The following is a 26,644-nucleotide window of genomic DNA, read 5'->3' as shown; positions in this document are numbered from 1 at the left end:
ACGGATGAAGAATCGTATCCCGTTACGCCGCACGATGATTGGCTATTCGCTGTTGATTGCCATTGCGGTGATCCAGCAGCTGGTTGTTTTGTGGAATGTGTATTTGAACCAGCAATTTGGCGTGCTTGAGTTAAGTATCGCTATCGGCTCGCTGGTTGGCTTGGCAGCAGGCTTATGGTTGCCAAGAGGTATTTCCGTCGTATTTATTTTTATCTTTATGGTCAGTTATTTTGTATGGATGGTGACGTATGCGCCGCTGAATCCGATCGTCTTTTTTCATTTATTTCTCATTCCGGCGAATGTGCTGGTCGGCTCGCTCATTAAGCTTAGTCTGATTGGTGACCGACGGCTGGCGGAACGCTTGGAACAATTGCAGGATGTAACGCCGCAGCTGGATATTGATACAACGCTTGGTAACAAGACGGCACTGAATGAAGCGTTGATCAAGCATTCCAATCTGGCACGGCGGTATGCGGATCGGTATAACTTCTGCATCGCTATGTTCAAGATTGAATTTCTGCCGTTGGTACGCGAATCGGTCGGTTCGGCGGGGTATGCGCGACTGTTATTGCTGCTGTCGGACACGATTCAGAAGCAGATCCGGTTTGAGGATTACAAGTTCGCTATCGATAACGGAAGGTTTATTATCATTTGCCCGATGACGAATAAGGATTACTTGCAACCGCTGACGCGCCGGATTCGCGATGCGATGATGGATGTCTATTTTCCAGATTTGTCAGCACAGGAATTACAGCTTGTCGTTCGCTCGGGTGCGCTGGTGTTTCACGCGGAACAATTTGAGAAATATGAAAGTCTGGACGGTGTGATCGCCGCACTGGAACGCAATACGGAAACGGACCTGATTGGTGAATACATCTGATCCGGTTCAAAATGAAGATTGGGAGAAGATGCAATATGGCGTATACCAGCTGGTTTATACCTTTATGTATTGTGGTAAGTTCGATGTTCGGTGTAGCGATCTTGATATTGACGATAGCGACGCTGCGGTTTCGCAGCCATGTGAATCGCAAATATAAACGGGGGCGGGGATGAGCCAATGGCAGATGGCATACTGATATTCTCGATCATCAGCATCTGGATTGCAGTGCTGGAAGCGATCGTCATCATGGCAGGCGCAATCCGTTTTATGAATCGGCAAAATAAAATGGGCATCGTGATCCCAGAAACGATGGAGCACTATCCGACCGTCACCGTGATGGTGCCAGCACACAATGAGGAGATCGTAGTCGGCATTACGACTGAGCATATTCTCAATATGAATTATCCTCATTACAAAGTGCAGGTCATCGTCATCGCCGACAATTGCTCTGACGGCACGGTGGAATCGCTCACTCGACTTAAAGAACGCCCGGAATATGCCCATCGTGATTTTATGATCATCGACCGTAAAGGTACAGGCGGCAAATCCGGTGCCTTGAACGAAGCGCTCAAGCATACCAAGGGCGATTGGATCTGTGTATATGACGCTGACGCCGCTCCGGAGCAAAATGCGCTCATGTTCCTGATGCAAAAAGCATTGGAAAAGCCAAGACGGTACGGCGCGGTATTCGGACGCAACAAAGCGCGCAACCGTGGGCAAAACTTTCTGTCGCGTTGTATCAATCTGGAGCTGGTGACGATTCAGCGTGTGCATCACACTGGGCTGTGGGAGCTGTTCAAGGTGGGTACGATTCCCGGTACGAATTTTATTGTCAAAACAGCATTGATTCAGGATATCGGCGGCTGGGACCCGGATGCGATTACCGAGGATACAGCGATTACGTTTGATATTTTGACCCGTGGCAAGTTGATTGCGCTGGCACCGCAGGCGGAAGCGTACCAGCAGGAGCCGGAGCAGCTCAGTGTGTATATGAGTCAGCGGCAGCGCTGGTCGAAGGGCAATTACCGCGTCATTCTGGACAATATTCACCATCTGTTCAACGGCTCTAGCTGGCGGATCAAAATTCAAGTGCTGTATTATGCGGCAAGTTATTTCTGGTTTATGATCGCCATTATCGTATCGGACATTATCTTTATTGCGAACATTGTGTATCAGGTGATTGCGCTGTTCCATCCGGGTGTTGTATCACCGTTCCAGTTTGTCGGGGATGTGTATATTTATCTCGTCATTTCGTGGGCGCTGATGTATTACATTTATGTATTGCAGATCAATCTGGCACTGGCATCGGATATCGGGCAGAGCAATACGCAGAACTTCGTGCTGTCATGCATTTCGTACTTTACGTATGCGCAGCTGTTCCTGATTATCTCGATCAAAGCGTTCTACTCATTGCTAGTGGATATTTTCACTGGTCGCAAAACAAGCTGGTATAAAACGAAGCGCTTCGGCTAAGTTGTTGAAATGTTGAAGGATTGAAATGAGAAGCTGGCTGGATAATTTCAAGAGGAATAAATGGAAATAAGCTTATTATGGGCGAATGTTCCATGGAACAAACTGTGATGTATTTTGCAAAATGATAATAAAAAAGGATGGATCAGGCGCATTATGATGCGCTGATCCATCCTTTTTGTTGTACATTTGTTGAGTGTTGAGTGTTGAGTTCAGAGTGCAGACATCTAAATATCTGTTAATGATCGATCAACGTGTTATTTCACGCCTTTCATATACCCTTGAATCTTCGGTGAAAGGGCGAACAGTACGATACCAAGCAGAATTGCCAGACCGCCGATGACGCCAAAGTAGATCATCTCGGTCTCTTCATGATAGAAATTGGCGAGTACAGCGTTGACCGCTTGCGCTGCCGCATTGGACAGGAACCAGAGGCTCATCGTCTGAGCAGAGAATGCTGCCGGAGCCAGCTTGGTCGTCGCGGACAGACCAACTGGTGACAAGCACAGCTCACCAAGCACAACGATAAAGTAACTCAGTACGAGCCAGATCGGGCTAACGAGTGAATTCTCACCGCCAAAGTAAGCGGGAAGCAGAATCACAAGGAACGACAGACCCGCGAACAAAATACCAAACGCGAATTTACGCGGAATTGATGGCTGACGATCTCCCAGCTTCAGCCAGAGCCAAGCGAATACCGGAGCCAGCACGATAATAAACAGTGGATTCAGCGATTGGAACCACGCTGGCGAAATATGAATACCCATAAAATCAAGCTGGGTACGCTTATCGGCAAAACGAGCCAGAATCGTCGATCCTTGCTCCTGAATCGACCAGAACATTACCGAAGCGATAAACAGCGGGATATATGCAGTCAGACGCGAACGCTCCACATCCGTCGTTTTCGGACTGCGATACATCACGACAAAATAGCAAATCGGAATCAATACCCCGAGCACGGCAACGACGAGCACGAACGATTCCAGCGTCAGCCAGCCCATCGAGATCGCCAGCGCCGCAATGATTGCAATGACGATTGCACCGATGACGAGAGTAGTGACCACCTTTTTCCGTTCCTGCGGATTCATCGGATTCGGAACCACTGTACCAGCAAGACCAAGACTGCCTTTCCGGGTGAAAATAAAGACGAGCAGACCGATAAACATCCCGATTGCCGCCAGACCGAAGCCGAAGTGGAAATTGATGTTCATCCCGATGGTACCGACAATTAGCGGAGCGAGGAAGCCGCCCAGGTTGATCCCCATATAGAAGATGCTGAATCCAGCATCCCGGCGATTATCCTGTTCGCTGTACATTTCGCCTACAATCGTGGAGACGTTCGGCTTCAGCAAGCCGGTTCCGAGTACGATCAGCGCCATGGATGTGAATAGCAGACTCGCACCGCCTGGTATGGCAAGCACGATATGCCCGAGCATGATTAGCACACCACCGAAAAAGACCGCTCTGGATGTACCGAATACACGGTCGGCTAACCAGCCACCAATAATACCGGACATATACACCAGTGATCCGTAAATGGACATAATCGCCGTAGCGGTCGTCTCATCAATGCCAAGACCGCCTTGGCTGATCGAATAATACATGTAATAAAGCAGGATCGCTCTCATTCCGTAATAAGAAAAGCGCTCCCAAAATTCTGTGAAAAACAGGGTGAACAGTCCGCGTGGGTGACCGAAAAAGCCGCGCTGCGGGACGCTGTCCACAATTTCTTGCTTGGTTATATTGGACACGTTAAACCTCCTTGATATCGTTGTAGCTGGAGTTGTTCTGGAAGAGACAGCAAAAGGCCGCACGATAGCTTTAGATCGGAGCGGTAAAATGATTTGCTTGCGCAAAATTCCATTTCATCGCACCTTGCGTTTGCAAATGACAAACGTCTGAGCTATCTGCTTCCAGAGGATGACTATGTTACGTTTTGAATGTACTTACACCTCCTGCAAACGGACGAACCAAAAGAATATAATATAAATGCCATATGGGCAAGGGCAAAAAGTGGCATTTGCGCCATATCCGGTGAAAATCCTGTGTACATGCGCAAAATCGTCTGTTTTCCGCTGTTTTTTGGCGCTAGATCGGTATTCAACGGGCGAGATATGCCCTTAGCGCCGGAAAAGAAGGCGCTCCCATATTTAATTTTGACGGAAAGAGGAGAAAAGAGGCTAGGTTAAGGTATAATGGAGCATAAGGAGTTGAGAGTAGATGGCAAACGAAAATGAAGAAGTAATTTTGACCCCCGAAGGTCTCGCCAAACTGGAAGATGAATTAAAAGAGTTGAAAGGCCCACGCCGTCAGGAATTGGCTGCCCGCCTGAAAACTGCAATCAGTTATGGTGATCTGAAGGAAAATAGCGAATATCATTCCGCCAAGGAAGATCAGGCGTTTATGGAAACTCGCATTTTGACACTGGAGCGCATGTTGCGCAACTCGCGTGTGATTAGTGCGACCAATATCGATACTTCCCGTGTCGTGCTCGGCTCGGTTGCCGTATTAAAAGATATTGAATTTGATGAAGTATTGGAATACCAGCTGGTAGGTCCGGCGGAAGCCGATCTGTCCAACAACAAATTGTCCTACGAAAGTCCACTCGGTAAAGCACTGATGGGACATCAGGCAGGCGACAAGATTACATTTGAAGCGCCGATGGGTACATTCCATTACGAGCTGCTGGAGATCAAAGTCGGCGGTTAATGCTACTTGCTGTTATACGATATCGGTTTAGCGTTTTGGGGAATGACTCAGAATGAAGACTCGCTATCTAACAGACCAGATACTTTGCACAAGCAAAAGGACGACTCTAATGATAGAGTCGTCCTTTATTATTTAGGATACGCTGGAGAGATAACAGACGGGCAGTTGAAAGCCAATTATTCCTCTACAGCACGCAAAGCTTCAATCTGCTGCTGAGACAATCCAGTGGCTTCAGCAATCATCGCGATTTCCAGCCCCATTTTCAGCATTTTGTGAGCCGATTCTAGCTTTGCTTGTTCGATTCCCTGTCGAATTCCTTCCTGACGTCCCTCTTCCAGTCCACGATCCCGTGCATATTCCTGCCGAGAAATCTCGTCTCGCAATGCTTTTTGACGGGATTCATATTCCATGCGTGCCTGTTCATCCTGACTTAGAAATTCTAACGTATTCATCGCTTTTTTCAATTGTGGCTCATTCATCGCTAATTCCTCCCAGTTTACGGAATCCGTATATTTCAGAAAAAGCAACCAGTTGATCAATCCGCCATCTTGCGCAGACAAGGTACTGCTGTCTAGCTTAGGTAACTCCAGAAAATGAAGCTCCATATCGTCGGTCAAATGGATCCCGCTTGTATCCTCACTCAATCGAAACACATTATGATATTGCTCACTTGGCAAAAATGCATAGTCTAGTACATTGATGGTAACACATTTGCGTAATTGTTTGTACGCATTACCTTCAAACAGCTGACTGGAATATAGCTTGCTCCAATAATAAAGCGTGCGCTTCTCCATATCGTAGTTGTTAAATAGCTGCATCTCGATGTTGATTAACTGCCCATCATCCGTACGAGCATGAATATCAAAAATAGACTGCTTGTCGAGCGGCGAATCTTTGTCCGTATACGAGTTGAGCAAAATAATTTCTCGTAGTGGCGGTTTTCCAGCATGATCAAAGGTGCGGTTCAAAAATGCCAGTAGCACATCTTTATTTTCTTCACTGCCAAAGATACGTTTGAAAAGAAAATCGTTTTTAGGATCAAGTAGTTCGTTCATAAGTACGCCTCCGGTTGGGATCAAATGAGTAGATGTCTAGTGAGATGATTGATATGTATTTACGTGTATTTTATCGTATATAAGTCGATAATAAAAGAGATAAAACACGTTTTTAAGAATATATTTTCACTACATAAGTACATATAACTGCACATCTGTACACTTATATATACAAATATAACTTATAAAAGTGTTATTAGAGAGACGTTTATCCGATCCACTGACACCACCTACAACCATCATCCGCCTATTCAGCCGTTACCCGCTTACTTTCTTGATCCCCGTTACGTTTTGTACATTGCCTGCCAACGTTATATACTATCTGTATGAGCCGTCAATGCTTCCAAATCTAAAAAGACTCTTGATACGATAGCATTCAATGAAACGCTCGGATAGGGGATACCGATTTTGTGGATGGGAATTGTTATTCTTGTTGTATATCATCTGATTTTGCTATACATCGGGTGGAATGGCTGGGTATGGTTGGCGACGCTATTTCCACAGCATATGCTGCCGCGTTATATCTGGGTCATTGTACTCGTTATTTTGGCGTATTCGATGTTTCTCGGCTTCTGGCAACGGGAGATCGTTGCATTTAAATGGATTGGTGCAGTTTGGATCGCGATATTGTATTTCTCCATCTTATGGTTGCCGATTCTGAATCTGATCCTGTTGGTGCTGCGATTGACCCCATGGTCGATGTCGACAATGGTCGTATGGGCGGGCTGGGTATCGCTGGCAGGCTTCGTGATCACACTCAGCATCGGCATGTACAATGCGTATAGTCCAGTTGTACGGAATTATTCCATCACGATTGATAAGCCTGTAAACGGTCCGTCCGAGATGAATATTGTGATGGCATCCGATATGCACTTTGGGGCATTGTCCAATGAAAGTCACGCGAGGAGACTGGTGGAACGGGTGAATGCGCTGAATCCCGATCTCATTTTGCTGCCCGGTGACATTATCGACGACAATTTGCTGTATTACAGTAAGACGGATATTCCAGAGATTTTAAAAGGCTTCCAAGCACCCGTATATTCTTCGCTTGGCAATCATGACCGTTTTGAACAAGGCGTGGATCTGGTCGATGTATTGAACAAAAGTAATCTGCATGTGCTGTACGACGAATCGGTCGTGCTGGACAATGGAATCACTCTCGTTGGTCGCCGCGATTATAGCGACCGTCCGCGTACAGAACTCGGCAAGCTACTGGATGAAGTCGATCATACACATCCGGTGATCGTGCTGGATCACCAGCCGTATGAGCTGGATCACCAGCCGTATGAGCTGGATGCCGAGCAGAAGCTGGGCACCGATCTGGTTGTATCCGGGCACACACATCGTGGACAGATGGCGCCGTTCTCATTGATCACAAATCGTATTTTTGAGAATGATTGGGGTCATCTGCAAAAGGGACAGTTGCACTCCATCGTATCATCCGGCTTCGGCTTCTGGGGCACACCGATCCGTACCGGAACTCGCTCGGAAATTGTACAGATTCATGTGAAATTCCGAGATAGCGGAGCAGCAGGCAATACTGATAATGAAGCAGATGCTGCTGCGTCCACATCATAACGTCATTGCTACGTAATGTAGTAGTGCATTGTATTCATTGCAAAAAGCCTTCTCCGCTACATGACAGGAGAAGGCTTTTTGCTTTGCATATACAGTTCCATTCATCGTAATCATGACATAGCGATCGGCGACAACCGTTATAATTTCAGCTTATTGGTACAAGCCGTATATTCTGGAACATACAGTAATTTAACGCAGTGCCGAACGTATCTGCTTAATATAGAAGAAGCGTACGATGAAGAAGTACATCAGCTGAATCAGGAAAAATATACCGAGTACCATCGCTGATTCCTGTACAAGTGATCGTTGTAAAATATGCGACAATGTAGTCAGCGCCACCGCACCATGAACAATGGCAACGACGATGGGAGCGAAGAACAACAGTACAATCTGACGCGTTAACACCCTATTCAACTCGCGGTCGGTCAGACCAAGCTTGGCGATGGCGCGGAATTTCTCTTTGTCTTCATCCAGATCGCTGTACAACCGGAAATACAGAAAGCTGCCCGCCGATACGAAGAACACAATCCCGATAAATAAACCGATAAACAGCGCGATACCGTACAGGCTTTGCAGTTGATACAGCGTAACGGTAGGGATATTTACGTAAGTATCCGCATCTGATTGCGGGATCAGGGTCATGATCGATTTGGCTGCTTGTAGCAGCTGATCTTTACTGGCATCCGTTTGCCATACATATACATGTTCACTAGATTGCGGCTTGCCTATCTGCGCATACAGCTTGTCTGGAATGACCAGTGCTACAGTCGTTCCGGGTACAACTTGCGAGACGATGGGGCGTGTACTCTGGACAGCGATGCCGCTATTCGTTTCCAATACGCGGTTGCTCAGTTCGATAGTCTTTGCATTTTCAGCGTCTGAAGTGATCAGGGCGGCGTCATTGCCAGTGACTTGAATCGGTTCCTGTCCAAGCGTTTGCAACAAGCGGTTGAATTCATTGACGCCCAGTACGGTCACATTGCCGTGTCCGTCTGTGAATGCGTATCGGTTCAGCGTAGCGTCTAATGCTTTAGCAGTAATACCGTTCGCTTGTAATTGCTGTGAGATCATTTGCGCACGGCTAGTGCTTTGTTGATCTTCTGTGGGGGCGTAATACGTAATATCGTAGTCATTCGTGTACATAATTCTTTTATCAAATACGGATTGTAGTCCATACAACGTGCCAATGGCACAGAACGCCACGGTCGATACCATAGCGACAAGGAAGAACGTACGTGCATTGTCCTTCATTCGATACGACAGATCGGAGAACAGCAGCATATTCGTTTTGCGCCAGAATAGATGTTTCCGCTGCTTCATTGCGCGAATGATATAGACGCTGAGCTGTGTAAATAGCAGATACGTAGCGATGCTGACCATGACGATGATGGGCAGTAACAGTTGGATGACCATCGTATCCTTAATGACGAGCGCCAGACCGTAGCCGATGGCGAGCAAAATAATGACCAGCAGCGACAGCACCATCGATGCGCGTGGTTCGCTTTTGCCTGCATGATTGCTACGAATGAGCTGGATGAGCGTACCGCTACGCAGCACCGTCGAGATAAATAGCGAGATGAGCATGAATAGTAGCATGAAGGACAACACTGTCAGTCCAATCGCTTGCATCGGCACGTAGAAGCTAAGCTTTTGGCTCAGTACTAACACATTTTCCCCGATTAGCAGAATCGCTTTGGCAAATATAAGACCAAGTGCAATTCCGCCAATCGTAGCGCCGAAGCCGATCAGCATATTTTCCATGAACACCATGCGGCGCAGTTGACCGGGCGACATGCCCTGCAACATGAGCAGACCGAATTCTCGCTTGCGTGTCTTCAGGAAGGAGCCCATCGAATACAGTACGAAAAAGAACGAGAAGGCGTAGATTAGCCATTTGGACGTCGATAATGCCGCTTGTGCATTTTGATTCACATCGCTGCCGCTCATCGCCGGATGGTAGGCGAAAATGGCAAATGTGAAGAAGATCATCACCGTGAACATGCTGCTCAGAAAATAGGCAGCATACAGACGTTTGTTACGAAGGACGTTATTACACGCGAATTGACGAAATGTCACTGGAATGCCCCCCTAACAACGACAGTGTATCAATGATTTTCTGGAAAAATGCCTGCCGATTGTCGCCGCGATGAATCTCGCTGTACAGATGACCGTCACGGATGAAGATCACCCGACTGCAATAACTGGCAGCTACCGCGTCATGCGTAACCAGCATCATCGTTTTCTGCTCTTCGCGGTTGATCTGCTCTAGCATCTCCATCACATCACGCGCCGCTTTGGAGTCGAGATTACCAGTCGGCTCATCTGCCAGCAGTAATTGCGGTGCATGAATCATAGAGCGAGCAATCGCTGTCCGCTGCGCCTGACCGCCAGAGATTTCGAAGGTACGTTTGTTCATGATGCCGCTGATGCCCAGTCGCTCGGCAATCACAGCTGCTTTTTCCTTCATTTCGCGCACTGGACGTCCGTCCAATGTGAGTGGTAGCACGATATTCTCCTCCACGGTCAACGTGTGCAGTAGGTTAAAGTCCTGAAAGACGAATCCTAGCTCACGGCGGCGAAATTGCGCCAGTTCATTTTTGCGCATGTTATTAATATTGCGTCCGCCGATTAGAATATCGCCAGTTGTCGGCTGATCAATCGTAGCGATCATATTGAGCAGTGTCGTTTTGCCACTGCCGGATGGTCCCATAATCCCGACGAACTCACCATCTTGAATCGTAAATTGAATATCGGTGAGTGCTTTGTATGACACTTTGCCTTCATATACTTTACTGACCCGGTTTACTTGCAGCATAAGTGAATCCTCCCTTAATGTACGTGTTCCGAATGCGTGGAACGTTATAATCTCAGTATAGGAGAGAGGGGAGCCAGACAACTATCGAATTGCCTTTCATGTACCTTACACTGTTGTAAGGTTGTCTGGCTCTTGCAGATTCGTAGCTGCACGCCGTTGATACGAAGGGAAGACGATACGCAACGTAGTGCCTTCCCCCGGTGTCGATTCCAGCTCTAGCTGATGATCTAGCCGCTTCGCTGCTTCCTGTGTCAAATACAGCCCCATTCCGGTCGATTCACGGAAATGCCGTCCATTTTCTCCGGTGAAAAAAGCATCAAATACCCGCGTTCGATCTGCCAACGGAATGCCGACGCCATGATCGCGAATCTGTACGACGGCATGCCCGGCACGGACGAAGGAAGTGATATGTACCTTTTGCCCGCTACCGGATGAATATTTGACCGCATTCAGCACAATCTGCGATAGCATGAAAAAGAGCCATTTCTCATCCGATTCCACAACCAGCTCGCCGTCTGGTTCCTTCACCTCTGGATATACCCCGTTACGGATAAAGGAGCGCTTGTGATCATGTACCACTTCGCTAATAAGGCGGGATAGCGATAGCGTTTTGATATGAAAATCCTGCTGAAAATTACGCAGCCGCGCCATATACAGCACCATATTCAGGTTGGCACGCATCTGCTCCAATTCCTCGCGAATGCTGGCAAACTCCGGTTCGTCCACCTGCTGTACCGTTAATTCAATTACTGCCAGCGGTGTCTTCATCTGATGTACCCACTGATCCATAAAAGTCAGATGCTCCTGCTGCTCACGCCGATTGCTGTCTAGCTGCTCATGATAATATCGATACTGATGCCGCAGCAGCGTTTGCAGTGCTTCGCCAATCGGAGTCTGGTCGGTACGCTGCAATATATCCTCTGGTGAAGATAACGGCTGACTGAGTACACGATAATATTGCCGCCGACTGACATACTGGTATGCCAAATACAATGCCGTCAGAAACAGCCCGAGAAAGACTGAATATAGCGCTGGCAGTACATGGTGATACCCATCCAGCCAGTAAATGCCTAACGCGCCAAACAGCACCACACCCTGCATGAGCAGCAGTAACCGATGTTCGCGGAAAAATAGCCTCATACCGGGTCACGCCCCGTTTCACGTTTATGATCCATCTGCAATCGGTAGCCGATTCCGCGTACCGTTTCCACCGCTTGCTCTAGCCCCAGCTCCTGCAATTTTTTGCGTACCCGAGTGATGTTGACGTTGAGCGTATTCTCGTCGACAAAGTTCTGGTCATCCCATAGCTTTTCCAGTAGTGCCTCCCGACTGGCAACACGTGGATAACGCTCTAGTAGACTCTCGATAATATCTGCTTCTTTTTTGGTCAGCGGAACAGTGTGGTCAGCATATATTAATTCCAGTCGTTCGGGATACAGCGTCAAGCCGAGCTTTTGTACAAGTCGTTCTTCTTGACGGGTAGCGTACTCACCATAGGCGCGGCGTAGCTGACTACGAATCTTCGCCATCACAATGCCGTAATCGAACGGCTTGGTAATATAGTCGTCCGCACCATTTTCCAGTGCCATAATCTGATCCATTTCCCCGGCGCGTGCCGAGATGAACAGCACCGGGCAGATGGAGTGGCTGCGAATCTGACGGCACCAGTAATACCCGTCATAGCTCGGCAGATTCACATCCAGCAGAACCAGATCCGGCTTGATCTGTTGAAATTGCTCCAGTACACGGTCAAACTGCTCCGTCACAATCACCTCGAAGCCATAACGTTCTATATGAGTTTGCAGCAGACCAGCGATTTTGCGGTCATCCTCTACGATCATGATTTTCTGCATAGTTCTCGTCTCCTGTTGGATAGTATCGATTTAGAAATAAAGGGTAACTCATTAGAAATAAAGGTCTACTCCATTGGCAAGCGAAACGCAATCACGTACCAGTATACTTCTAGTACCATCCCAGTTATTATTACACAGAAAACCCACCCGGAGTCAGCTCCAGATGGGATAACATGCAATGAATAAGCCACACAAGTGTAACCTGACATTCTATTGTTGAGTAGCAGCGTTGGTATCATTGCTCGTACTTGTAGCTGTACCTTTGCCAGAATCTTCGGTGAAATGGGAGCGTATCGTTTCAGGTAGCTGGTCAGCGGTGACTTCCTTGTAGGAGTTAATGTAGCCGCCTTTGGCTATCAGCTGGATATAGGCGCCTTCACGCAATTTCTTCATTCCGTTAAATGTGGTGTTCTGTACGGTTCCGTTTTCGCTCCATGCGGGTAATGTGTATTCGACCATATCGTCGTCCTTGGTATTGGCGGGTACGGCGGAATTATCTATCTTCACATACGAATATTGTTCCTTTACAAACGGGTTCAATTTGGCACGATCTTGATCCGACAACAGGTGATACATTCCAACGCTCAAAGCAGCGACACCTGCTACAGCAACTAACGATAATGCAAGGATCCATTTTTTCAATTTCATCCACATCCTTTCGCGTTTTTGAGATGAGTTCATCATATCGTGAACGCAGATTAGACGGGATCGATTTGGCTTACGTGTGGCTTACATTGTTGTAAGGTTATATGTGCGATAGACGTGGTAGTATAAAAGCAGAACATTTTAATAAGAGAGACACGTAACAACCGGCACCGGCAATGATGCCGCATAGATACAATACAGAGATCATGGTGGATTATACGGGATAGGGGAGAAACGGAAATGTATATACTGGGATTGGCTGTCATCCTGTTGGTGCTATTCGGCATCAGCTATGCAGTAGACCGCAGACGCCTGCAAAATGGGGTGTATCTGACGAGCGGGCTGCTAGCATTGCTGTTTGGTATAGCATTATACCTCGTCAGCAATCTGCAAGGATTCTGGCAATATGCCAGTATCTTTCTATTGCTGATCGTGCTGCTCATGTCACCATTGCTGCTCCTTGGCGTTGCTGTCGGACTAGTATACAACGGGCGGATTTTGCTGGGCAAAGAAGGCTGGAAGCTGCGTAATCTGCTGCCAGCGGTAGTTGGAATCGGGATTATTGTCGTGCCAGTTCTCACATTGATCGTACCGCCAGTACGCTGGTTGCAATTGCCGGTCGTGATGTTGGAGCTGTATATGATTTATTTTGGCTTTCTAGTTATCTGCTATCTCGTATCATCGCTGCTGTACAATATTCACCGTCCGGGCTATCTGACCGATTATGTGATCGTGCTTGGTAGCGGGCTGATCAAAGATCGAGTGCCGCCTTTGCTTGCCAGCCGACTCGATGGCGGTATTGAGCTGTATCGTCAGCAGCAACAATTGGGCAAAGCACCGATGATTGTCGTATCTGGCGGACAGGGAGCGGACGAACTGATATCTGAAGCGGCAGCGATGCGGCTGTATTTGCTAGAATACGACATTCCTGACAACCATATTATTGTCGAAGATCGCTCCACGAATACGTTGCAAAATATGCGCTATTCGCGCATGCTGATCGAAGAAATCATGCAAGGTCGCTCGTATAGCTGCGTGTTTGTGACTAATAATTTTCACGTATTCCGTGCCGGTATCTATGCGCGTGTAGCAGGAATCAATGGCGATGGAATTGGTACGCATACGGCTCCGTATTATTTGCCGGGTGCGTTTATTCGCGAATATATCGCTGTGCTCGTTATGCATCGCCGGATTCATTTGACGATCATGCTGCTGATCGCACTTGGAGTACTGGGTATGTATGTCGTTATGCCCGCCTTTGTACATTGGTTGGTTCGGTAATTCGGTACACATATAACAAGCAAGTGAAGCTAGACAACGGCATACTTGTTAGAAAAATAGTGAATCTTATTGCATTTTCCGCTTCTGTTGTGAGAAGAATTACAACCTCGATGCACCTTGGCTGTTATGATAGATGGCGGTCAAAGGGGGCGGATGAATATGGGACAAATTGTGAGCAATGAACGACTAAGTCATGACATATATCGTATGACTGTTGCTGGAACGTATGCCGGACAGATGGGGCAATTCTACATGCTGCGTTGTGACGACGGCTACCGGGGAGATCGTTATCCGTTATTGTCGCGACCGATTAGCATTCATGATCGGAATGAACGGGAGATTATTTTTTTGTATCGGGTGCATGGACGAGGGACAGCGTTATTGGCGGAGCTGGATGCAGGACAGCGAGTATTATTAGAAGGTCCGTTTGGTAATGGATTTCCATCATTGGAACAGCCCGGACGGATCGCACTTGTTGGAGGCGGCATGGGCGTCGCACCATTGCTGCCGGTATTACGGAACTATCGAGATGCAGATGTGTTTCTTGGGTATACTGGCGAGCCCTTTGCCGTGGACTATTATTGTCAAGCGGCGGCAACTGCGCAGCAAGTACAGGTGCTGAGTTATACGGCGCGCAGCATATTGGAGCAGATTCAGCCGGATCGCTACGATACCATCATGGCATGCGGACCGGTCGGCATGCTGAAGGCACTGGCAGATATGTGTACCGACCAGCAATTGTATATCTCTATCGAAAAGCGGATGGCTTGTGGCATCGGCGCCTGTCTCGGCTGCACGGTTCGTACTATGGCTGGCAATCGTCGTGCTTGCCAGGAAGGACCAGTTTTCCCGGTAGAGGAGGTGCTATGGCATGAGCTTGCTTCATTGTAAAATAGGATCGGTATTGCTCAACAATCCGGTCATCATGGCATCCGGTACATTTGGCTTTGGTCAAGAATATGCGCGGCTGTACGATGTCAGTGTGCTTGGCGGCATTGCCGGGAAAGGGTTGACGCTGCATCCGCGATCAGGCAACAGCGGTTGTCGATTGCAGGAGACCGCTGCTGGTATGCTGAACAGTGTAGGCTTGGAAAATCCGGGCATATCCCATTTTTTGCATCATGAATTGGAACAGATGGCAGCGCTCGGACCTTGCGTGATCGCCAATCTGGGCGGCGCAAACTGCGAAGAATATGTGGAGGGCGCAAGACTAATTAGCGAAGATAGCAAGGGGCGTACCCTGACAGGCAAACGTAGCGTAGAGATGATCGAGCTGAATATTTCCTGTCCCAATGTCAAAGAGGGCGGTATGCAGTTCGGCGTCGATACGGAGATGGCACGTCCCATTGTGCGTGCAGTGCGGGACGTTACCCATTTGCCGCTCATGGTCAAGCTGTCTCCGAATGCACAGGATATCGTGCGTATGGCGCAGATGTGTGAGCAGGAGGGTGCGGATGCTGTATCGCTGATCAATACCATTTCCGCGATGAAGATCGATATTCATCGCCGCCGCAGTGCCTTTGACAATCTGTATGCAGGGCTATCCGGTCCAGCTATTAAGCCGATTGCGCTGCGTATGGTGCATCAGGTGGCACAGGCAGTACATATTCCAGTGATCGGCATGGGCGGGATTACATCGGTAGAGGATATCATTGAATTTATTATGGCAGGTGCACAGGCGGTGCAGATTGGCACACATAACTTTACGCATTTGCGGGCGGGTGAAGTATTGGTACAAGGGCTAGAACAATGGCTACAGAAACAAGGAATAGATTCGTTGGAGGAGATTCGGGGAATTGTATCCTGTGTGTAGTGATATAGAGATCAATATGCTTATTATTAAAAATCATGTGTAATAGAAGTAGGATAAAATAGATGGCAGTGAGGATTCGCCAGATTAGATCGTTAAACGAAATACTCACCTGCATATCATACGCTTACACAGAACAGATGAGCACAATACGTGCAGATTGTGTGGCAACATAGCTTGAAATGAACGTTTTTAACTGCAAAAATGATCAAAACACAGAACAGATGAATAATTTCTACATCCTGACAGTGAAGTGGATGCGGCTTGGAGCCGTGCGCTTCGCTGTCTTTGTATTGATCTCATTTAGTGTATATAGTGCCTGCTTGTTATGCAGTGCCTGATTTTCGGCGACACTCCTTTGGTACACACGATATAATGGAACAAGACGATACATATTAGCATTTATGGATAAGGAGCGACAACTATGAAAGCAAAAGATACCCTGATGCTCGTACTATTAGCCGCGCTGTGGGGCGCATCGTTCTTGTTCATGCGCGTTGCCGTGCCCGTGCTCGGTCCCCTCGTACTCATCGACCTGCGTGTGTTGATCGCTGGACTAGCATTGCTGCTGTACTCGCTGTTGTTACGTAAACGACCGCAATTGTTACATAAATGGAAGCAGTATCTCATCCTCGGCGTCTGCAATGCCGCGATTCCCTTTTGCCTGATTGCTGGTGCAGAATTGAGTATGAATGCATCGCTGGCAGCGATTTTGAATTCGATGACACCCCTATTCACTGCGATCATCGCATATGTATGGATCAAGGAACCGCTGACTGGAAGGAAAATCACTGGATTGCTGCTCGGTGTGACAGGCGTAATTGTACTGGTTAGCTGGAATGCACATGCTGGCAGCACAGGTACGATTTGGGCGGTAGTGATGTCGCTGGGAGCGGCGGTCTTTTACGGAATTGGCGGCATATATTCGGCACGCGCTTTTCAAGGAGAACAGCCGCTCAATCTGGCAATTGGACAACAGTTGGCGGCGGGCTTGTTACTGTTGCCAGTAGCATTGTTTTTCCTGCCTTCCCAATTGCCATCGGTATCGGTAATCTGGTCGGTGCTGGCGTTGGCACTGTTATCCACCTCGCTTGGCTATCTGCTCTACTTCCGCCTGATCATCAATGTAGGCGCGGTCAAAACAGTCAGCGTGACCTTTCTGGTGCCCGTATTCGGCATCGTCTGGGGCTGGATGTTTCTGGACGAGCCGTTGTCGCTAGGCATGCTGCTCGGTTTGTTCATCATCCTGCTCGGGGTTGGGTTGGTGACTGGCATCAAGCTGCGTTCACGGCATGCTGTGGAATGATACTTCGCACTTATATCAGGAATTGTAGATCAACAACATGATATGAATAAATCAAAACGCCCATCTGCAAAAAAATGCAGACGGGCGTTTTGTATTGATACATATAAGTTTTGATAGAGCATGAATATATCTCTTTTAAAATAAAACCAATATATTCCCGATATCATCAAGTTGAGCTTCATCTATGTAATGTGCAAAATGCTTGAATGAATCATTACAATCTATAGGGTTATTATTTTTTGGCAGAACGTGAATCAATAATGTTGAACAGATTCTTTGTAGAATCCACAACATGTTTCACTTCATCCAGTTCCCGATCCATTAAAGCATAACGATGAATATCGATAATCATGTGCTTTTCCTGAATATCGTCTGCTCTGCTTAAATGTTTTAAATCAAACAGTTCCGTTGGAGCAATATCCAGTGCATTCATCAACATTTCCAGTGTACGCATAGAAATATTAATGCGACCACGCTCGATATCGGAGATTCTAGACTTATTCATTCCTTCCTTACCTGTTTTTTCAGCAACTTGTTCTTGAGTCAGACTTTTCATCTTACGAATTAATTTCAATTGTTCTCCAATTAATCTTTGTAAATCAGACATAATTTCACCTCAATTTGAGGTTATACAAATAGTTAATAAATATACATACTCACAAATAAGGATTTTTTGGAATAAGTTTACAAGCAGTACGATTTCATGGTTCTGCCTTAATAGTGAAAATTAAGGAAAGTACACTAATAAGAGGGATAAACATGAAAAAGATGCGAATGAGTTCTCCATACATAACAGATCAAAATATTGCCAAAATCGGAGAGTTGTTTCCGAATGTTTTGACAGAAACTCATGATGAACAAGGAGAATTGAAGCAGGCAATTGATTTTGAATTGTTAAAACAGGAATTGTCTGAAGTTATAGTGGAAGGCGATAAAGAACGTTATCAACTAACATGGCCCGGCAAGAAAGAAGCGATTTTAAATGCCAACTCGCCAATTGATAAAACACTTCGTCCGGTAAAGGAAGATAGTGTAGATTGGGAAAATACACAGAATTTATATATTGAGGGCGACAATTTAGATGTAATGAAGTTACTTCAGGAATCTTATCTTAATAAGGTGAAATGTATTTATATTGATCCGCCTTATAATACGGGACAAAACTTTATTTATAAAGATGATTATAAAGAACCTCTTCATGATTATTTAAGTAATTCTGGTCAGGTAAATGAACAAGGGGAATTTCTTTTTAAAAATACAGAAAAGAATGGCAGATTTCATAGCGATTGGTTATCTATGATGTATTCAAGAGTTAAAGTGGCTAAAAATTTAATGAGAGATGATGGTGTTATTGGAATAAGTGTTGACGATAATGAAATTCATAACATAAAAAAAATATGTGATGAGATATTTAACGAGCAAAATTTTGAAGGCCATATTCACTGGAGACGTAGACACAATCAGCCCAATGATCGTAATAAAATGATTGGGTTAGTTGCTGAACACTTAATCGTATATTCTAAGGATCGAGAGGCTCTAAAAAGAAGCGGTGTAGGAAAAGTGGATCTTACAGGAGAATTTTCTAATCCTGACAATGATTCTAGAGGAGAATGGGCTTCAAAACCTTGGGCAGTAGCTTCTGGGCAAAATGGTAGTAAATACAGTATAACTTCGCCCATCGGAAAAAAAATTTACGGTGAATGGATGGGAGATGAAAATAACTTCAAAAAATTATTAGAAGATAATAGAATATATTTTCCGAAAAATGGAGAAGGTAAACCGCGTAAGAAATATTTTCTGTTTGAAAGAGAAGAAGAAGGGCAATGTGCAACAAATTGGTGGTCGCATGAAGAGTTTGGACATAATCAAGGAGCAAATGAAGAATTATATAGGCTGATGGGTTCGAAAAATATTTTTAGTAACCCTAAACCGATTGAATTAATAAGAGGCTTGCTTCAGATAGCCAATGTGGAGAATCAAGATATAGTCTTGGATTTTTTCTCTGGGACTGCTACAACTGCTCATGCAGTACTAAAATTAAATTCTGAGGATAACATAAATAGAAAATACATCATGGTTCAGTTACAGGAAGACTTAGATAAAAGTTATGCTTTATCAGACTCAAAGAATAAAGAAACTATAAGCAATGCAATTGAGTTTTTAAATGGAATTGATAAGAAACATTGTTTGACGGAAATAGGAAAAGAACGTATCCGTCGAGCAGCCAACAAAATCAAACAAGACACAAATGCCGATATCGACTACGGTTTCCGTGTGTATAAAGTAGCTTCTTCCAATATGAAAGATATCTATTATACTCCAGACAAACTTGGTCAACTGGATCTGTTAGATCTTCAATCCAATATCAAAGAAGACCGTAGTGCAGAGGATTTGCTCATTCAAGTGATGCTGGAATTAGGGCTGGAATTATCTCTGCCTATGAGCAGCAAACATATCGATGAATGCATCATTTATGACGTCGACAATCATAAACTAACTGCTTGTTTTGAAGAGAATATTTCCGAGTCCATTATGAAACAAATGGCAGCGATGAAACCGGAATATGCCGTTTTTCGTGATCATAGTTTTCAAGATGATTCGGCACGAATCAATGTGCACGAACTCTTCAAGTTGCTTTCTCCGAATACGGATGTAAGGGTACTTTAGGAGGATGATCGAATGAATATTCAATTCAAACACCAGTCTTTTCAATGGAAGGCGGTACAATCAGTAGTTGATTGTTTTAAAGGACAGCCCAATCATTCATCTTGGTTTCGTATGAATCAAGGGAAGCGACAGTTAGAGTATGCAGCAGCAAATTCATCGATTGCATTGATGGAAATGTCGAAAGGATTTCAGAATAGTCCGATTCTTTTACCGGAAATGGAAGTGTTGGACAATATTCAAGATGTTCAGCGTAATAATAAGTTACAGTTGTCTAATCAACTGGCAGGCAACTACAATTTGACAGTCGAAATGGAAACAGGCACAGGCAAAACCTATACGTATATTCGTACAATGTTCGAATTGTACCGCACATATGGATGGAGTAAGTTTATTGTAGTAGTTCCTTCCATTGCAATCCGTGAAGGTGTATTAAAAACGTTGCAAATCACTGAACAACATTTTATGTCCGAATATGGGATGAAAGCGAGATATTTCGTTTATAATTCCAAGCAACTTCATCATATCGATCAGTTTGCCAGTGATGCTGGATTAAATATTATGATTATTAACTCTCAGGCTTTTGCAGCCAGAGGTAAGGATGCGCGCCGAATCTATATGGAGTTGGATGATTTCCATACACGCAGACCAATCGATATTATTGCCGAAACCAATCCTATTCTAATCATTGATGAACCTCAAAGTGTGGAAGGCAAAACGGGAAAAGCGACTCGCGAGGGGATTCAGCAATTCAATGCATTATTTACTCTCCGCTATTCTGCGACACATCTCGAAGATTACAACAAAGTATACCGCCTAGATGCATTGGACGCGTACAACATGAAGCTTGTCAAAAAAATACAAGTTAAAGGCATTTCGGTACATAACACTGGCGGGATGGATAGTTATGTTTATTTGGAAGGCATAGACGTTAGTACAGACAAGTCTCCCATTGCTCGATTGGAGTATGAGGTATTAACTAAATCTGGAATCGTACGTAAAACAAGAAATATTCATACAAATGATAATCTGTACCACCTCTCTGGAGAGCTGGAGCAGTATAAGGGATATGTTGTATCGGATATTAATGGTCAGCACAATACGATCCATTTTATCAATGGCAAAAGTCTACAAGCGGGAGAAGTTCGTGGCGATATAAACGAGCTACAGTTTCGCCGGATTCAAATTCGCGAAACGATCCGATCTCATTTTGAAAAAGAGCGATTGCTTTATTATATGGGGATTAAAGTCCTGTCTTTATTCTTCATTGATGAAGTTGCGCGTTATCGTCAGTATGATCAACATAATCATGAGCAAAATGGAATCTATGCTCAAATATTTGAAGAAGAATATATGCAGTTACTTCATGAGCAGACTACTTTGGTTGGCGATGAAGAGTATCTTCGTTACCTGAGTGGGATTTCTGCATCACAAACTCATACTGGATACTTTTCGATTGATCGAAAAAGCAAACGTCTCATTGATTCAAAATCGTCGAATAAAAGCGCGGATTCGGATGATTTGGAAGCTTACGACTTAATTATGAAAGAGAAAGAGAAGCTACTCAGTTTCTCTGAGAAAACACGATTTATTTTCTCGCATTCTGCATTGAAAGAAGGCTGGGACAATCCAAACGTATTTCAAATCTGTACACTTAAACATAGTGACTCCACGATTAAAAAAAGGCAAGAAGTAGGTCGGGGATTGCGACTCTGTGTCAATCAAAACGGAGAACGTATGGATTCCGGTATACCGAATATCGATGTGCATCGAATCAATATGTTGACTGTCATTGCCAGTGAATCATATGAGCAATTTGCCCAGCAGCTGCAACGGGAAATTGCAGACGAACTGATTCATCGTCCGCAAAAAGCAGATCGAGAATTTTTCCTGAATAAAATATTGAAAAACTCTGAGGGTACATCGTTGGTGCTGGATGAAGTGATTGTAAGTGCGCTAATTTATAGCTTGATCAATAATCAATATATTGATCGTGAGTATCGGCTGACTGAGCGATACCAATTGGCTGCTGAACAACAACAGCTAGTATTACCGGATGAACTGCAAAATCATGTCTCTGAAATGCAAGATCTCTTACAAATGATCTACACAGTGGGGCAGGAAAACATGGCGTCAAATGGACGGAACGTAAACATTCCTCATGTGCATGTAAATGATAATTTTAATCGAAAAGAATTTAGAGAATTTTGGAATCGTATCAATCGTAAAACGATATATACTGTGCGGTTTGATTCAGACGAATTAATACGTCAGTGTATTCATGCCATTGATCAGGAATTGTACGTACCAGAATTGCGTTATAGTACGACAAAAGCAGTTATGAATCGAATAGAATCTACACAACAATTACAGATGAATGCAGCTTTTACTATTCAAGAAAGAACATCTGAACAGGTACAAAGTAAGGTCGAACATCGCGTAAAATACGATCTCATCGGTAAGTTGATGGATCAAACTCATTTAACGCGCAAAACGATTGTCTCTATTCTCACTCGAATTAGACTCGATCAATTCGAGCTGTTTGATAAGAATCCAGAAGAGTTTATCATTCGAGTAGCTCGTTTGATCAATGATAAAAAAGCAGCTCGTATTATAGAATCTGTGACTTACGATGTACTAAATGAGCGATTTGAGTCCGAAATCTTTACGATGAATACGTTGAATGGACAACTGGGCGAGAATGCGATACCAGCCAATAAGCATATTTACGATTATGTCATTACAGATTCAATAGTTGAACGAAGATTTGCAAAAGAGCTGGATGTTAGTCATGAAGTTCAGGTTTTTGCTAAATTACCTAAAGGGTTCTACATTCCTACACCGTTAGGGCAGTATAACCCAGACTGGGCGATTGTATTTAAGGAAGGCACCGTAAAGCATATTTATTTTATCGCTGAAACCAAGGGAACGATGAACTCGATGGAATTACGCGGTGTGGAAAATGCTAAAATCGCTTGCGCTCGTAAGCATTTCGAGAAGATTAGTACAGAAAAATTGAAATATGAAGTGGTACACACGTACGAAGAATTACTCAATATCGTAAAATCATAAATATGATATAACGTATAAACGTAATTTTGTGATATAATCAACCACGGAGAAATAAGAACCGGCGGAATGAACATGGCATCGCAACCCGAAAGGGGGTGACGCCATGTCATTGATGGAGCTGTTGTTAAAGATTCTGGATACTCTGGCTAAATTGGTTGGCTTGATCGTAGGAGCTAACAAGCTGTATGAGATCTGGAAACGAACAACAGACGACAAAGACCGCCGGGATGAAGGTTAGGAGACCTCCGGCGGTCCAAGGGAATTAATCTTTCTTAGCGATCGCTGCGTCATTCCGCCGATCTTATGATCCAGCCTGTAGTGTTGACGCACTACAGGCTTTCTTTATATATGTAGTATACACAACTTCCATCCAAAGTGAAACGCTAAAACTCAAAAAAATATCTTAATTGCGTATGTACAATGCCAATCACAAACCATTCATTCCCATCCATGAAAATATGAAAATTATCCTTGAAAGCTAACATGAATGCGTGTAGTATACATATATAATTTCATAAAAGCGATATGCTGCTACCGGACAATCTATCCGGCATTATGCTGTCGTGACACTCATATAATATTGGGAATAAGGCCCAGGAGTTTCTACCGGACGACCACTGCAATTGTCCGACTATGAGTGAAGAACGTGCTAACTGCTGCCGTTGTATTTGCGTACGGCAGCAGTTGGGAATGCCATCGGTGGCATTCTGTATTGGAACAATCCTACAGACAGGCTTCACTTGAGTACACTCAGGTGACCTGTCTTTTTTGTTTTTTACGGCATTTTTCACTTGGAAACGACAGGTCTTCCCCGTATACCAATCGGAGGAGAGATAGAATATGAAAGTATTAGAACAGCGCATACAGGCAGAGGGCAATATCCTGTCCGACCGTGTGCTCAAAGTAGACTCGTTTTTGAATCATCAGGTGGACACGCAGCTGGCGCTGGACATCGGGCAGGAGTTTGCCAGATTGTTCGCACACGAGCAGATTACCAAAGTGCTAACAATCGAAGCGAGCGGTATTCAGTTCGCGATGGCAACGGGCATTGCGCTGAAGGTGCCATTCGTTTATGCCAAGAAGAAAAAGGCAATTACTCAAGGCGACCGTGTCTATGCGGCATCTGTTCATTCGTTTACGCGTGGTGAGACGTATCAGGTGAGCATTGTGCAGGATTACTTGCAGCCCGGCGAGCGAGTGTTGATCGTAGATGATTTTCTAGCAACCGGTGCAGCGCTGGTTGGATTAGCAGATATTGTCCAGCAGGCGGGTGCGCATCTGGTCGGTGTAGGCTGTGTGATCGAGAAGACGTTTCAGGAAGGGCGCGGATTGCTGGAAGAGCGGCAAATTCCGGTACAATCGCTGGCACGCATCTCGGCAATGTCACCGGGACATGTGGAGTTTATCGAGGAACAGCCGCTTCTTCCGGCAACGTTGAAGGCATAGCAACGAATCTCGCTACTGCTAAGAAGGATTCGTGCTGGATCGTTTCGTTTGTGCGGGAATTATAAATATCGATTCTCACGTTACGAATATGGATCGGCGATGTAATTATTCGTTTACCAATATGAAAAAGAGAATATTTCGTTCTATATATGTCATATTTATTAACACAATAATATTTCAATGCACAAAAATAGACATAAAAATCATGCTTCATATGAAATTGATCGCAAAATGAATTACATCATGTAATTTTGAAGCTACGATAGTCATACTTACACAGCGTAGCCGAACGAAACAACCGAAGTACCATATTTTAAGTTTACGAAAAAGGGGTCCAGTTCTATGGAAAACAGAATGAATAGGGGTAAAGTTTTGTCGCTAGGATTGCAGCATGTGATGGCGATGTATGCCGGAGCGATTGCCGTGCCGCTAATTATCGGGAATGCGCTACATCTGACGCCGGAGCAGCTGGCGTATCTGATCGCGGCAGACATGTTCACATGCGGTCTGGCAACATTGTTGCAGGTACTCAGCACTCGTTATTTTGGTAGCGGCTTGCCGGTTGTACTCGGTTGTACCTTTACAGCGGTCGGTCCGATCATTGCGATTGCGTCGACGAGTAATCTGCCGACCGCCTATGGAGCGATTATTATTTCCGGGATATTCGTCGTGCTCGCTGCGCCATTGTATGGTAAGCTGCTGCGCTTTTTCCCAAAAATCGTAACAGGCTCCGTCGTAACGATCATCGGTCTGTCATTGATTCCGGTAGCGATGAACAATGTAGCTGGTGGACAGGGCAGCGCTGACTTTGGCGCATTGCACAATCTGCTGCTGGCGCTCGTAACATTGGTCGTGATTTTGCTGGTCAACCGGTTTGCTACTGGATTTCTACGTTCAATCTCGGTACTGGTTGGTCTGGTAGCGGGTACGTTGTTGGCTTCTGCGATGGGTATGGTCAGCTTTGCTTCTGTAGGTGAAGCATCGTGGTTGCGTGTAGCACAGCCGTTTTATTTTGGCACCCCGCAGTTTAGCTGGATAGCGATTGCGACGATGATCATCGTCAACATCGTGAGCATGGTGGAATCGACAGGCGTGTATATCGCTGTCGGCAAAGCAACCGAGCAAAAGGTAGAGCAGCGCCGTATCGTGAACGGTCTGCGCTCGGAAGGTCTGGCGATTATGCTGGGTGGTATTTTCAATGCGTTTCCTTATACAGCATTCTCGCAAAATGTCGGTCTGATCTCATTAACCAAAGTCAAAACGCGTAACGTGATCTTCGCAGCGGGAGGTATTATGGTCGTCCTCGGACTGCTGCCGAAGCTGGCGGCGCTGACCACAGTCATTCCAAGCGCGGTACTGGGCGGAGCAATGGTCGTGATGTTCGGTTCGGTCGCAGCATCCGGGATGTCGATTCTGGCAGAAGTGAATCTGCGCAATGATCGCAATCTGATGATCGTAGCGTGCAGCCTTGCGATCGGTGTTGGTTCGGCAGTATTGCCAGCTATTTTCGGTCAAATGCCAAGCTTCCTGCAACCATTGCTGCAAAATGGGATCGTCACTGGCTCGATTGCAGCGGTAGTATTGAATCTGCTGTTGTCGGATCAACGGACGGTGGAAGAAGAACAACCGGAAGAGAAGCCAGTAGTCGGTTTGGGTGTAAATGCTGGTTCTGGAGTAGAGACTTCTACAGGTACGCGGTAATTCTGCTTCTGCTCTGAGGCATGATTGTCGCGCCGTGTATCATTATAGTGAAAAGCCCCTGTATATCGTACAGGGGCTTAACTATTGTACACCAGTTTGTAGCGTAGCAGGTACGCAGTCAGGTACAATCGTTGGCGGCGCAGGTGGAGCATATCCCTTCGCATTACACGGCAAAACATCCGCGGCTTGGCGATCTTACGGCTGCGGAATGGTTTATGCTGGCGGAGATGCATTACCGTCACCACCTGCACCAGAAGCGCCGTTTGGATGAATATTTGCAGTTGCAGCATTCGGATATTATGTAGAAAAGATAGTTCCCATCTTCTACCGAAGTTTTCGTATATCAATTGACATATATC

At 45.4% G+C, this 26,644-nt stretch carries 22 protein-coding genes and 1 riboswitch; of the genes, 14 read left to right on the top strand and 8 right to left on the bottom strand.

Going from position 1 to position 26,644, the window contains the following annotated elements:
- The first annotated feature begins 4 nt into the window (after positions 1-4).
- Positions 5-880 carry a diguanylate cyclase domain-containing protein gene (locus ACDE64_RS22840; RefSeq protein WP_411348424.1) on the top strand — a complete coding sequence of 292 codons (876 nt, stop codon included), beginning with the start codon at positions 5-7 and terminating at the stop codon, positions 878-880.
- A gap of 177 nt (positions 881-1,057) precedes the next feature.
- Entirely contained in the window at positions 1,058-2,353 is a 1,296-nt protein-coding gene (locus ACDE64_RS22835; RefSeq protein ID WP_411348423.1) for a glycosyltransferase family 2 protein, read from the top strand.
- Between the two features lie 254 nt (positions 2,354-2,607).
- Here ACDE64_RS22835 and ACDE64_RS22830 read toward each other — a convergent pair whose 3' ends face one another.
- Positions 2,608-4,101 (bottom strand): peptide MFS transporter, encoded by a 1,494-nt coding sequence (locus tag ACDE64_RS22830; RefSeq protein ID WP_411348422.1) that lies wholly within the window; start codon positions 4,099-4,101, stop codon positions 2,608-2,610.
- 469 nt (positions 4,102-4,570) lie between these two features.
- On the opposite strand from ACDE64_RS22830, the gene greA reads away from it, so the two are divergent.
- A complete protein-coding gene (greA, locus tag ACDE64_RS22825) occupies positions 4,571-5,059 on the top strand; it encodes a transcription elongation factor GreA (protein WP_411344338.1) in 489 nt (162 codons plus the stop codon).
- Positions 5,060-5,235: 176 nt separating this feature from the next.
- Here the strand turns inward: greA and ACDE64_RS22820 are convergent, their stop codons facing one another.
- Positions 5,236-6,114, bottom strand: coding sequence for an Rpn family recombination-promoting nuclease/putative transposase (locus ACDE64_RS22820; RefSeq protein ID WP_411348421.1), 879 nt, complete (start codon positions 6,112-6,114; stop codon positions 5,236-5,238).
- A gap of 414 nt (positions 6,115-6,528) precedes the next feature.
- Here ACDE64_RS22820 and ACDE64_RS22815 point away from each other — a divergent pair, with 414 nt between their 5' ends.
- On the top strand, positions 6,529-7,692 hold the full coding sequence (locus tag ACDE64_RS22815; RefSeq protein WP_411350379.1) for a metallophosphoesterase: 1,164 nt from the start codon (positions 6,529-6,531) through the stop codon (positions 7,690-7,692).
- Positions 7,693-7,881: 189 nt separating this feature from the next.
- Here the strand turns inward: ACDE64_RS22815 and ACDE64_RS22810 are convergent, their stop codons facing one another.
- The 5 genes from ACDE64_RS22810 to ACDE64_RS22790 all read right to left on the bottom strand — a co-directional run bounded on the left by ACDE64_RS22810 (position 7,882) and on the right by ACDE64_RS22790 (position 13,002).
- A complete protein-coding gene (locus ACDE64_RS22810) occupies positions 7,882-9,768 on the bottom strand; it encodes an ABC transporter permease (RefSeq protein ID WP_411348420.1) in 1,887 nt (628 codons plus the stop codon).
- Positions 9,743-10,507 carry an ABC transporter ATP-binding protein gene (locus ACDE64_RS22805; protein WP_411348419.1) on the bottom strand — a complete coding sequence of 255 codons (765 nt, stop codon included), beginning with the start codon at positions 10,505-10,507 and terminating at the stop codon, positions 9,743-9,745. The genes ACDE64_RS22810 and ACDE64_RS22805 overlap by 26 nt, the downstream gene beginning before the upstream one ends.
- Positions 10,508-10,612: 105 nt before the next feature.
- Complete coding sequence (locus ACDE64_RS22800) at positions 10,613-11,647, bottom strand: sensor histidine kinase (protein WP_411348418.1); 1,035 nt, start codon at positions 11,645-11,647, stop codon at positions 10,613-10,615.
- Complete coding sequence (locus tag ACDE64_RS22795; RefSeq protein WP_411348417.1) at positions 11,644-12,360, bottom strand: response regulator transcription factor; 717 nt, start codon at positions 12,358-12,360, stop codon at positions 11,644-11,646. The genes ACDE64_RS22800 and ACDE64_RS22795 overlap by 4 nt, the downstream gene beginning before the upstream one ends.
- A gap of 210 nt (positions 12,361-12,570) precedes the next feature.
- The gene (locus ACDE64_RS22790) at positions 12,571-13,002 is read right to left on the bottom strand and encodes a YxeA family protein (protein ID WP_411348416.1); all 432 of its coding nucleotides are present in this window, start codon (positions 13,000-13,002) and stop codon (positions 12,571-12,573) included.
- Positions 13,003-13,245: 243 nt separating this feature from the next.
- On the opposite strand from ACDE64_RS22790, the gene ACDE64_RS22785 reads away from it, so the two are divergent.
- The 4 genes from ACDE64_RS22785 to ACDE64_RS22770 all read left to right on the top strand — a co-directional run bounded on the left by ACDE64_RS22785 (position 13,246) and on the right by ACDE64_RS22770 (position 17,402).
- On the top strand, positions 13,246-14,286 hold the full coding sequence (locus ACDE64_RS22785; RefSeq protein ID WP_411348415.1) for a YdcF family protein: 1,041 nt from the start codon (positions 13,246-13,248) through the stop codon (positions 14,284-14,286).
- A 159-nt stretch (positions 14,287-14,445) separates the two neighbouring features.
- Entirely contained in the window at positions 14,446-15,177 is a 732-nt protein-coding gene (locus ACDE64_RS22780; protein ID WP_411348414.1) for a dihydroorotate dehydrogenase electron transfer subunit, read from the top strand.
- Entirely contained in the window at positions 15,158-16,099 is a 942-nt protein-coding gene (locus ACDE64_RS22775) for a dihydroorotate dehydrogenase (RefSeq protein WP_411348413.1), read from the top strand. The genes ACDE64_RS22780 and ACDE64_RS22775 overlap by 20 nt, the downstream gene beginning before the upstream one ends.
- A gap of 421 nt (positions 16,100-16,520) precedes the next feature.
- A complete protein-coding gene (locus tag ACDE64_RS22770; RefSeq protein WP_411348412.1) occupies positions 16,521-17,402 on the top strand; it encodes a DMT family transporter in 882 nt (293 codons plus the stop codon).
- A 232-nt stretch (positions 17,403-17,634) separates the two neighbouring features.
- On the opposite strand, the gene ACDE64_RS22765 is transcribed toward ACDE64_RS22770, so the two are convergent.
- Positions 17,635-18,009, bottom strand: a complete 375-nt coding sequence (locus ACDE64_RS22765; protein WP_411348411.1) for a helix-turn-helix domain-containing protein — start codon at positions 18,007-18,009, stop codon at positions 17,635-17,637.
- Positions 18,010-18,161: 152 nt separating this feature from the next.
- On the opposite strand from ACDE64_RS22765, the gene ACDE64_RS22760 reads away from it, so the two are divergent.
- The 6 genes from ACDE64_RS22760 to ACDE64_RS22735 all read left to right on the top strand — a co-directional run bounded on the left by ACDE64_RS22760 (position 18,162) and on the right by ACDE64_RS22735 (position 26,590).
- On the top strand, positions 18,162-20,069 hold the full coding sequence (locus ACDE64_RS22760; protein ID WP_411348410.1) for a site-specific DNA-methyltransferase: 1,908 nt from the start codon (positions 18,162-18,164) through the stop codon (positions 20,067-20,069).
- A gap of 12 nt (positions 20,070-20,081) precedes the next feature.
- Positions 20,082-23,138, top strand: a complete 3,057-nt coding sequence (locus ACDE64_RS22755; RefSeq protein WP_411348409.1) for a type III restriction-modification system endonuclease — start codon at positions 20,082-20,084, stop codon at positions 23,136-23,138.
- Between the two features lie 103 nt (positions 23,139-23,241).
- Positions 23,242-23,376, top strand: a complete 135-nt coding sequence (locus tag ACDE64_RS22750) for a hypothetical protein (protein ID WP_411348408.1) — start codon at positions 23,242-23,244, stop codon at positions 23,374-23,376.
- 312 nt (positions 23,377-23,688) lie between these two features.
- Positions 23,689-23,792: riboswitch (purine riboswitch) on the top strand.
- A gap of 186 nt (positions 23,793-23,978) precedes the next feature.
- Positions 23,979-24,584, top strand: a complete 606-nt coding sequence (locus ACDE64_RS22745; RefSeq protein WP_411348407.1) for a xanthine phosphoribosyltransferase — start codon at positions 23,979-23,981, stop codon at positions 24,582-24,584.
- 342 nt (positions 24,585-24,926) lie between these two features.
- The gene (locus tag ACDE64_RS22740) at positions 24,927-26,285 is read left to right on the top strand and encodes a nucleobase:cation symporter-2 family protein (protein ID WP_411348406.1); all 1,359 of its coding nucleotides are present in this window, start codon (positions 24,927-24,929) and stop codon (positions 26,283-26,285) included.
- A gap of 143 nt (positions 26,286-26,428) precedes the next feature.
- Complete coding sequence (locus ACDE64_RS22735) at positions 26,429-26,590, top strand: hypothetical protein (RefSeq protein WP_411348405.1); 162 nt, start codon at positions 26,429-26,431, stop codon at positions 26,588-26,590.
- The last annotated feature ends 54 nt before the right edge of the window (positions 26,591-26,644 follow it).

The organism is Paenibacillus sp. WLX2291 (assembly GCF_046603665.1).
Classification (GTDB): domain Bacteria; phylum Bacillota; class Bacilli; order Paenibacillales; family Paenibacillaceae; genus Saccharibacillus.
The sequence above is the reverse complement of the archived record's forward strand: the minus strand, read 5'-3'. Positions and strand labels throughout refer to the sequence as shown.